Annotated in this window: 11 protein-coding genes; 4 read left to right on the top strand and 7 right to left on the bottom strand. The window is 26.6% G+C overall.

Annotation, left to right across the window (positions count from 1 at the left end):
• Positions 1–2: 2 nt before the first annotated feature.
• Together ACNSOS_RS06250 and ACNSOS_RS06255 are read left to right on the top strand one after the other, a co-directional pair.
• On the top strand, positions 3–698 hold the full coding sequence (locus ACNSOS_RS06250) for a pirin family protein (RefSeq protein ID WP_418184605.1): 696 nt from the start codon (positions 3–5) through the stop codon (positions 696–698).
• 59 nt (positions 699–757) lie between these two features.
• On the top strand, positions 758–1,783 hold the full coding sequence (locus ACNSOS_RS06255; RefSeq protein ID WP_418184606.1) for a glyceraldehyde 3-phosphate dehydrogenase NAD-binding domain-containing protein: 1,026 nt from the start codon (positions 758–760) through the stop codon (positions 1,781–1,783).
• Between the two features lie 27 nt (positions 1,784–1,810).
• On the opposite strand, the gene ACNSOS_RS06260 is transcribed toward ACNSOS_RS06255, so the two are convergent.
• From ACNSOS_RS06260 to purM, 6 genes are all read right to left on the bottom strand, one after another.
• Positions 1,811–2,164 carry a DUF1641 domain-containing protein gene (locus ACNSOS_RS06260; RefSeq protein ID WP_418184607.1) on the bottom strand — a complete coding sequence of 118 codons (354 nt, stop codon included), beginning with the start codon at positions 2,162–2,164 and terminating at the stop codon, positions 1,811–1,813.
• Between the two features lie 9 nt (positions 2,165–2,173).
• Complete coding sequence (locus ACNSOS_RS06265; protein ID WP_418184608.1) at positions 2,174–3,364, bottom strand: NAD(P)/FAD-dependent oxidoreductase; 1,191 nt, start codon at positions 3,362–3,364, stop codon at positions 2,174–2,176.
• An 89-nt stretch (positions 3,365–3,453) separates the two neighbouring features.
• Complete coding sequence (locus ACNSOS_RS06270; RefSeq protein WP_418184609.1) at positions 3,454–4,137, bottom strand: response regulator transcription factor; 684 nt, start codon at positions 4,135–4,137, stop codon at positions 3,454–3,456.
• A 2-nt stretch (positions 4,138–4,139) separates the two neighbouring features.
• Entirely contained in the window at positions 4,140–5,558 is a 1,419-nt protein-coding gene (locus tag ACNSOS_RS06275) for a PAS domain-containing sensor histidine kinase (protein ID WP_418184610.1), read from the bottom strand.
• Between the two features lie 61 nt (positions 5,559–5,619).
• Entirely contained in the window at positions 5,620–6,126 is a 507-nt protein-coding gene (locus tag ACNSOS_RS06280; protein WP_418184611.1) for a ClbS/DfsB family four-helix bundle protein, read from the bottom strand.
• Positions 6,127–6,155: 29 nt separating this feature from the next.
• Positions 6,156–7,151: a phosphoribosylformylglycinamidine cyclo-ligase gene (purM, locus tag ACNSOS_RS06285; RefSeq protein WP_418184612.1), complete on the bottom strand. Its 996-nt coding sequence runs from the start codon at positions 7,149–7,151 to the stop codon at positions 6,156–6,158.
• An 83-nt stretch (positions 7,152–7,234) separates the two neighbouring features.
• On the opposite strand from purM, the gene coaE reads away from it, so the two are divergent.
• Positions 7,235–7,828 (top strand): dephospho-CoA kinase, encoded by a 594-nt coding sequence (gene coaE / locus ACNSOS_RS06290; RefSeq protein WP_418184613.1) that lies wholly within the window; start codon positions 7,235–7,237, stop codon positions 7,826–7,828.
• A 21-nt stretch (positions 7,829–7,849) separates the two neighbouring features.
• On the opposite strand, the gene ACNSOS_RS06295 is transcribed toward coaE, so the two are convergent.
• Positions 7,850–8,869, bottom strand: a complete 1,020-nt coding sequence (locus ACNSOS_RS06295; protein WP_418184614.1) for a thioredoxin fold domain-containing protein — start codon at positions 8,867–8,869, stop codon at positions 7,850–7,852.
• A 176-nt stretch (positions 8,870–9,045) separates the two neighbouring features.
• On the opposite strand from ACNSOS_RS06295, the gene ccoG reads away from it, so the two are divergent.
• A complete protein-coding gene (gene ccoG, locus ACNSOS_RS06300; RefSeq protein ID WP_113909325.1) occupies positions 9,046–10,428 on the top strand; it encodes a cytochrome c oxidase accessory protein CcoG in 1,383 nt (460 codons plus the stop codon).
• Positions 10,429–10,464: the final 36 nt, after the last annotated feature.

Below are 10,464 nucleotides of genomic sequence, written 5' to 3' on the forward strand. Positions count from 1 at the left end.
TTATGTTAAAAAAACTTCCAAAAGAGAATATGGGAAAATCAAATCTTGGTTGGTTGCAAAGTCGTTTTCACTTTAGTTTTGCAGAGTATAGAAACCAAAATAATATAAATTTTGGAGTTTTAAGAGTATTAAATGATGATATTATTCACCCAAAAACTGGATTTGACACACATCCTCACGAAAATATGGAGATTATTACTTATATTGTTGATGGAGAAATAACTCATAAAGATTCAATGGGAAATAGCGAAACTTTAACAAGAGGTGAAGTTCAATATTTAAGTGCTGGAGAGGGTATATATCATAGTGAAAAAAATGAGAGTGATAAATATCTAAGAAGTTTACAAATTTGGATATTTCCTCCACAAAAAAGTCTTCCAAGACTTTATGGTTCATATAAATATAAAAAAGAAGAAAGAGATAATAAATTTTTAAATGTTGTATCTTCACAAAATGGAAATAGTAAAATAAAAATTTACCAAGATATAAATATTTATGTAAGTGAATTTGATAAAACTCAAGAGTTTGAAATCCAAGAAGATAGACAAGTTTATTTTGTGCAAATTGAAGGAAAATCAGAAATAAATGGAGTTATTTTAGAAGATGGAGATGCAATGGAGATAGTTGATGAGAAAAAATTAATTATAAATCCACTTTCTAAAAGTCATATTCTATTTATAGAGATGCAAAAGAAATAAACATATAAATAAAATTAAACTATACTACGATTTACAAAATATAGTTTAGGTTAGTTTAAATGAGTACAAAAATCCTTTTAAATGGAGCAGGAAGAATAGGAAAAGCTGTTTTAAAAGAGCTTTTAGAAAACAAAGATTTTGAAATTGTTGCTATAAATGAAATAAATCCATATATTGAAAATATAGTTTATTCTATAAACTATGATTCAACTTATGGAAAATTTGAAGATAAATTTAAAATAGTTGAAAACAACTATATACAAAACTCTAAATCAAAAATAAAAATCTTAAATCATAATTCTTTGTTTGACATTGATTTAAAAAATATTGATATTATAATTGATGCGAGTGGTAAAAAAGAGGATGTAAAACTTTTAGAAAAACTTCCTATAAAAGCTATATTCTTAACTCATCCAAATATAAATGCTAATATAAACCTAATTTTAGGAGCAAATGAAGATGAACTTGATATAAATGTACATAAAGTAATTTCTACAAGTTCATGCAATGCAACTTCACTTCTTCCAGCTTTAAAACTTCTTGATGATAAAAAAGAGATAATTTGTGGTGATATAGTAACCATTCATCCATTATTAAATCATCAAAGAGTTCTTGATGGTAACTATGTAAAAAGTGATACTAGAGATGTTGATTTAAACTTTGAGTTTGGAAGAAGTTCAACTCAAAATATAATTCCAAGTCGTACTACAACTATAAAAGCCTGTTCTTATGTACTTCCTAAATTTAATAGTGAACTAATCTCTTCGAATTCTTTGCGAGTTCCAACAGATACAGTTGGAGCGATAAATGTAACACTTTTCACAAAACTTTCTTCAACAAAAGATGAAATTGTAGATATTTTTAAAGAGTTTGAGAAAAATCAAAAATTTCCAATAATTTTAAATAATTGTGAGCCTTTAGTTTCAAGTGATTTTAAAAAAGAGAAACATACAACTATAATTGACCGTAGATATTTAGAAGTAAAAAATAATATGATAAAGCTTTTACTTTGGTATGATAATGAATGGGGATATGCTTCAAAAGTTGTAGAGATTTTGAAATATTATAGAAATATTTGTTCTTAAGTTTTAAAGCTTAAGAACAAAATATATTTAAAGTTGTCTTCCTATACCTTTAGTTAAATTAAGCATAAAACTTAATCCTTTTAAAGTCTCTTCATCTTTCATCAACTTTAAAAGACCCAAAAGAGTCTGTTTATTGTTTTTTGCATTTTCTCTTTTTGCATATCTAACAGCATTGTCCATTATAAATCCTGCTGTTGCAAGATTATCAACTGTTCCTATCATTTTCTCAACCATTGGTTGAGTAGTCATTTCGATATTATCAGAAACTACTGCTAATAAATCTATAAGATTATCAATTCTTCCTGTTTTTACAAGCATAGTCATCTTATCTTCTAACTCTTGCATCTCTTTAGTTTTTAAAACTTCTACTTTTTCACTCATATTATTCTCCTATATCATTCCACGAGCAGCAGCCCAATAGATACCTTTATTGAAACCTTTTCTTACAAAACTACCCAATTTACTACAAGGAGTAGGTTTTACATCCTCTTCATAATCATACCAAAGTGGCATTCCGCAAGATAATCCCATTTGAGCGATAGCTATAACAAGTCCATCATAACTCTCTGTTGGATAACCATGTCTTAATTCCGAAGCTATATTATCAGCAACAACATCAGTTTGATTGTGTATTGTTCCACCAGCTTTTGAAACAGGTAAATCAACTGTATCACCTAAAGTATAAATGTTTTTTTGACCTTTTACTTTTAAAGTTTGTTTATCCGTAGGAAGCCAACCTTCATTATCTAAAGCTTGAGATAATCCAGAATTTCTTATAAACTCAACAGCAACAAAAGGTGGTGTAGACATAAGAATATCAAATTCAATTTCTTCACCTTCTTGTGAATATGCTATTTTTTTATCTGGATCAACTTTGTTTAATGTAAATCCTGTTCTATGTTTTATTCCAACTCCATCAAAAATTGTTGGTAAAACTTTTGAAGTTGGCTCTTGTAAAAACAATCCATTCTTTACACTTTGTGCTTCTGTTGGATAAGTATAAACTATCTCAATATCATCTCTTACACCTCTTTGTACTAAAAAGTCGTGCAACATAATAGTTGTTTCAACTGGAGCAATACCACATTGGTGTGGTATATTTGGAGTTTTTGGGAAATTAACAGTAATTAATATTCTACCTTTTTTTATTTTATGAAACTTATCAGCAAGTTTCATAGCACCTTCATAAGTATAGAATAAATCTCCACCCTCTTTAAGTCCAGGAATTTTCTCTGGTGCAGCTTCACAACCAGTTGCTAAAACTAGAAAATCATAATCAAACTTTTTCCCACTTTTTGCTTTAATAAAATTTTTCTCTGTATTTATTTCAACAGCTTCTTCAACTTCAAAATTTATTTCACTCATTAAAAGTGAACGTTGTTCTCTTACAAATTCATACCCTTCTGATTTTCCAAATGCAACATACATAGCACCTGGTCTATAATAGTGGTTTTTAGAATTAGATATTAATGTAATCTCTACTTCATCTTTATCTATTTCTGGCATTAATTTTTTTGCAAGGTTGTTTGCAGTCATAGTTCCAGCCGTTCCACCACCTACTATAAGAATTTTTTTCTTCATCTTAATTTCTCCTATATATTAGATAGAAGAAAACATTAGCTAAATTTCATAAGTTATTTATAAGATAATGATAAGTTTTGTATAAGAATTTAATCTATATCTACTTTGTATCCTATTCCTTTTATATTTTTTATCAAGGTAGAATATATTTTTTTTCTTAGGTTTGTAACAACCATTCTAATAGCATCTGCTCTTACAGGTTCTTTCCATACATTGTTTTCTATTTCTTCTATACTAACAATATTTCCATTTTTATATAATAAAAATTCTAAAAGAGAAACTTCTTTCTTTGTTAGAGAAATACTTCTTTCATCATTTTTTATAATCTTTTTATCGGAATAATATAAATAATTATTACCTAAAAACACTACTTTATCTTTTAAGATATTTTTTGAAGTAAATGTTGATATTGCTACTAATAATTCATCTATATCTATTGGTTTTTTAAAATAAAAATGTACATCTGATTCTATTGCTCTATTTATATATTCAGAAGTATTGAAAGCTGTCATTACAATTCTCATTGTTTTTGGTGATAGTAATGCTATTTTTTGTAAAAGGTGTAATCCATCAACTTGTGGCATCTCTATATCTGATATTACTATATCAAATGATTTTTCTTTAAAAACTTCAAAAGCATTTATAGCATCTTTTGCAATACTTACTTCATTAAAATATATTGATAATACTCTACTCAACCATTTTAATGTACTCTCATCATCTTCAACAATTAAAAGATTTAGTGAGTGTAATTTTTTGTGAATAATTTGCAAAATTAATCCTTTGATAGAATAATACTAAAGACAACTCCGCCTTTTATATTTTTTACTTTTAAAATACCATTCATATGGTTTTCTATTATTACTTTTGACATATAAAGTCCTATTCCATTACCCTTTTCTTTTGTAGAAAAGTATGGATCAAATATTTTTGGTATATTTTCATTTTCTATACCTCCTCCATTATCAATAACATTTATTTGTAAATGTTCTTTATATTCTTTAATATTTATTATTATCTTACCTTTTTCTATATTATTAGTGACTATTGCCACCATAGAATTATGTATTAAATTTAAAATAACTTGTCTAAATTCATTTAAAAATCCTATAACTTTTAAATTCCACTTTAACTTATTTTCTATTTCTATTTCTATATTGTTATTTTTTAACTGTACATCAATAAGCCTTATTGCATTTTTAATACTATCTAATATATCAAATTTTTCTTCTTCTTTTGTAATCCTGAAAAATGTACTAAAATCATCTATTGTTTGTGACATATAGTTTATCTTTTCCATAATATCTAACTCAATCTCTTTTAAAATATCTATATTCATTACATTTGAGGATATAATATGTCTTAAACTTTGAACAATAATACCTAAGCTATTTAATGGTTGTCTCCATTGATGAGCAATTGCATTTATCATTTCTCCCATAGCAGCAAGTCTTGATTGCTGAAATAATATCTCATACTGTTCAGCTCTTTTTGAAACTTCTATTTCTATTTGTTTTCTAAGTTTATTTTGATACTCTATCTCTTCAGTAATATCAGATGTAATCATAACTATTTCATCTTGATTTTTTAAATATGCTAAAGACATACTAGCATTTATATGCGTACCAGATTTTGTTACACAAACTTTTTTAAACTTTTTAACACTTCCATATTTAATAGCTTGTTCTACTGCTGTTTGTGAAAGTTTAGAGTATTCAGCTGATGATAAAGAGATACAAGATTCATTATATAATTCTTCCATACTATACTCCATCATATCTTGGAAAAATTGATTTGCATACAAAAATTTACCATTTCTATCAAGTATAGATATACCATTTGCAGCAAGATCAAAGACAGCTTGTAGTTCTTCTTTTTTAGAAGTAAGTTGTCTTAAGCTTTTATTTAGCTTCAATTGTATTTTGCAATAAGAAGTTATATCATAAAAATAAAAAGTATTATCTTTTATATATACTTCATATTTTCTTTTTTCCCATTTTATAATGGTAAGATTATTAACTCTTTTGGTAAGTTTTTTAAGTTTATTATATATCTTATTCCCAAAAATTGATTTTAGTTTTTGTCCACATAATAAATTTAAACCTTCTCTTCCATAAGTTTTTACGACAATTTTATGTTCAACTTTTAAAATAAAGAATTGTGATTTGTCTTTAAAAATATTTATTCTTTTCATAAATACAATGGTATCAAAGTTATGTTAAATAAAAAAAGATATTTAGCTAATAAAATAATTTTTAACTTGCCCCTCTCTTAAATTTTCTTAATCTTACTTGTGCATTTAGGTATGGAGAAGATGTGTTGAACTGTATCATTCTTCCCAATGTCCACTTTTCATACCAAGCAACTTCATAAAGTTCTTTGTTTGATTTATTTTCTATTAGAGTTAAAATATCTTCAACTTTTTTGTCTAGTTTCTCTTTTAAAGTATTGAAATCATCCTCTTTATAATCTTCATAAAATTTTTGTGCAAGTTTTCCTAGCTGATTCCATTTATACCCTGTTTCTGGAAAATCAACTTTTTCATTATTATCTTTTTTTATATTCCATTTTAAGACTAATTCTTGCCAACCAAGAAGATATGATAAAAGATTGTTTATAGACATAAAAGTACCTTTTGAATGTCCTTCTAAAACTTTTTTAGTAGTTAATTCAAGAGGTATATTTTCTAACTCTTTCTTGAGTTTATTGTAATTTTTATTTATAGTATTTAGTAGTTCTTCTTTATTTGTTGGAACTGCCATAAATTTATTTTATAAAGTATCTAAAATTCCTAGATAAACTCTACTTTTTTCTCACCTGATTTTAATTCACCAATTACATAACCATCAGTATTAGCTAAAATGGCATCAACATTTGAAGTATTTACTACAAGTATCATTCCCACACCCATATTAAATGTTCTATACATCTCTTCAAGTTCTACATGTTTACCCATAAATTCAAATATTGGTAAAACTTTGATTTTATTTCTTTCTACTACTGCTGTTAGATTTTCTGGTAGCACTCTTGGTAAATTTTCAGTAATTCCACCACCAGTTATATGTGCTAAAGCATTTATTTTATTTTTATTTGCTTTGAATTCTTTTACATAAATTCTAGTTGGTTCAAGTAAAACATCTTTTAGTTTTTTACCTTGAAAATCATCTTCTAAACTCATTCCTAATTTTTCAAGTAAAAGTTTTCTAACAAGTGAAAAACCATTTGAATGAACTCCAGAACTAGGAAGTGCAATCAAAATATCACCAGCTTGTACTTTTGAGATTCTATCAAGTTCATCTTTTTCAGCTATCCCTACACAAAAACCAGCTAAATCAAAATCACCCTCTTTATACATTCCTGGCATTTCAGCAGTTTCACCACCAATCAATGCACACTCACTTCTTATACAACCTTCTGCAATTCCTTTTACTACTTGAGTTGCTTCTTCAACTTCAAGTTTTGCTGTTGCATAATAATCAAGGAAAAATAATGGCTCCCCAAAGTTACAAAGTAAATCGTTTGTACACATAGCAACTAAATCTATTCCTACTGAATCAAACTTCTTTGCATCAATTGCAAGTTTTAATTTTGTACCAACACCATCTGTTCCAGCTAAAATAACAGGTTTTTTATATCCACTTGGTAACTCAAAAGCTCCAGCAAAAGAGCCAATTCCTCCAAGAACTCCAGGGATCATTGTTGATTTTACATAAGGCTTGATATTCTCTACGAATTGATTTCCTGCATCTATATCAACTCCTGCATCTTTGTAACTAACTGTTGCCATTATTCACCTTTTAATATTTTTCTTTTTATATATGGGCAATATTATAGCAAATGGTTTATAAATTTTTATGTTATACTTTTTATATGAATGAAAATATATTTAAAAATGCAATAGCACTAACAGGTGGAATTTCAACTGGGAAAAGCACAGTTTGTAATCTTCTAAAACTTCATGGATTTTTGATAATTGATGCAGATAAAATAGCACATAAACTATTAGATGAAAATAGTTCTAAGATAAAAGAACTTTTTGGTGAAAAGTATGTGGATAATGGAAAAGTATTAAGAAAAGAGTTGGGTAAAATAATCTTTTCAAATGAAGCAAATAAATTAAGACTAGAAGCCCTACTTCATCCTCTAATCAAAGAAGAAATCATAAAAGAATCCAAAGTTTTTGAAGAACAAAATAAACCATATATTATAGATATTCCACTATTCTTTGAGAAAATGAACTATCCAATTCCTAAATCTTTGGTTATTTATACTCCAAAAGATTTACAGATTCAAAGACTTATGAAAAGGGATAATATAGATGAAGAAGAAGCAAAACTAAAAATATCAAATCAAATGGATATTGAAGAAAAAAAAGAATTAGCTAATTTTATAATAGATAACTCAAAAGATTTAAAGCATCTACAAGATGAAGTTGAAAGTTTTGTAACAAAGATTTTAATTTAGTACCTTAAAAATATAGCGGAACTACTCCGCTACATTTATATCTACTCCTTGTTTTAATAGTTCATCTTGTCGAACTCTTAAATAATCTAAATAACTATTAGGATACTGTACATAATGTTTTCCACTAACGTATCTTAAAACTTCTTTAAAATGAAATGAAAACAATAAAGCATCAATTGTAGATATTAATTTTTCATCATCATACAATAACACTGCTGGTCGGTAATCAATATTTATTTTTTCAACAAAATTTTTAGGAGATATTTTTTCACCAGTTGGTAATATTATTTCTTTACTACTATTAGCATCTAATCTTAGTACTGTATATTTAGAAAACTCTTCTTTAACATCTTTATTTGTCAATATTTTATCGTGGAAATGCTCACATTGAACACAACTTTTATCTTCAATTATAACTGCAACAGGAGTTTTTAAATTTGATAAGTCATCTAAAGATTTAAACATTTTATTTTCTTTAAAACTATAAATCTCTTTTTTATCAACTTTACTTAAATATGTTGCTAAATCCATTTTATGATAGATTTTAGCTTGTACATATTCTACAATATTTTGAAAATCAGCTGGATTTCTGTATCCATTTACTCTTGCAACTATATTTTTATTTTCTCCAAAAATTAAAACTGTTGGACTATACTGAATTTTTAACTTTTCAGTTAATTCTTTTTCTGTTAAAATATCTCCATCTATCCAAGTAACTTCTTTACTTCCTTTTACATTTAATTCTATTACATCAAAGTTTTCTTTGATAAATTTACTAGTTTTATTGTCATCAACAAAATTTTCTTTCAACATTTTTGCACAATAAGGACAACCTTCAAAATCCAAAAATATCATAAAATGTTTGTTATTTTCTGTTGCTTCTTCAATATCATCTGATATTTCCAAAAAACTATCTTTAAACCATTTTGGTACTTCATGATTTGATGCACCTAAAACTTTTCCTTCTTTTGCACTTAAATTTGTAGTAAGAAATAGTGTCATTAAAAGGAAAACAATAATCCTTTTTAATCTATTTTTCATAAGTAATCCTTATTTATAAAGTTTAAATATATTTTATATAAAAATTGATAAAGATAACCATAAATAGGCTTTCTTATTAATATTTTTGTTTAAATTTTAGCTTTTTTTACACATATTTAAGAAATAAATATAATTTGTAGGAGTATAATAATTAAAATGTCGCGAAGGATAAAATTATGAAAGAAAAAAATGAGTTTTTAGATAAAACTCCTTATAGATATAGAAGATATATCGGTTATATAAGTGCTACTATATTTGCTTTAGTTATACCATTTATTCAAATAAATGGAAATCAATTATTTTTACTATCATTTGATAAAAAACAGCTTCATCTTTTGGGAACTGCTTTTGATATGCAAGAATTATATTTGATGCCGTTTTTATTGATGCTTCTGTTTTTAGGAATTTTTGCTGCTACTTCAATTGGTGGTCGTGCATGGTGTGGTTGGGCCTGTCCACAAACAATATTTAGGGTAATTTATAGAGATTTAATAGAATCAAAACTTTTAGGTTTAAGAAGAATTAAAAATAAACAAAAAAATCCAGATTTAAGTAAAACAGAAAATAAAGTAAAAAAAGTTATTGGTCTTATTTTATGGACTATTTTATCGCTTCTTGCTGCTTCCAATTTTATGTGGTATTTTGTCCCACCACAAGATTTCTTCTCTTATTTACAAAATCCTAGCGAACATCTATTTTTAATTGGTTTTGTTTTATGTATTGCTGGGTTTTTGATATATGATGTAGTTATGCTAAAAGAGGATTTTTGTATATACATCTGTCCTTATTCAAGAGTTCAAAGCGTTTTATATGATAATAACACATATCAAGCAATCTATTCCACAAATAGAGGTGGAAATATATACAATGAGAATAAAGAAAAAGTTGTATTTAAAGTAAAAGATCTACCAAGTGTAGAAAATGAATGTACAGCCTGTGAATCTTGTGTGACTGTTTGCCCAACACATATTGATATTCGAAAAGGACTTCAACTTGAGTGTATAAACTGTCTTGAATGTGTTGATGCTTGTACTCAAGTTATGGGAAAACTTGGAAAACCTTCACTTGTTCAATGGTCAAGTACAAATCAAGTAAAACTTGATACTCCTACAAAAGTTGTAAGAAAAACAACTGTTATGTATTTTGTAGCTTTAGCTTTAGTAATAGGATTGCTATTTGTAATGAGCGGAGAAAAAGAGTATATGCTTTTAAATGTAAATAAAGATACAGAACTTTATAAAATAAAAGAAGATAATGTGGTTGCAAACAACTATTTATTGTTATTCCAAAATACAGAGTCAAAACCTTTAACTTACCACTTAGAAGTTGATAATCCTGATTTAAAAATGACAAGATTTGAACCATTTACTTTAAGCCCTGGGAAAATGGCTAAAAAAGTTGTTATACTTGAAACTAATAAACTTTTAGTAAATGATAATACAAAAGATACTCCTATTAATATTACATTTAAAGCTTATGCACAAGAAGACCCAGAAAAAGTAAAAGTATTTAGAAATGCAACTTTCTTCTTCCCAAGAGCAGACAAACTTCAAAAATAAAGATAAAGTGCAAAAGCACTCTATCTTTAAATTGCT

The organism is Aliarcobacter vitoriensis (genome assembly GCF_048320235.1).
GTDB lineage: Bacteria > Campylobacterota > Campylobacteria > Campylobacterales > Arcobacteraceae > Aliarcobacter > Aliarcobacter vitoriensis.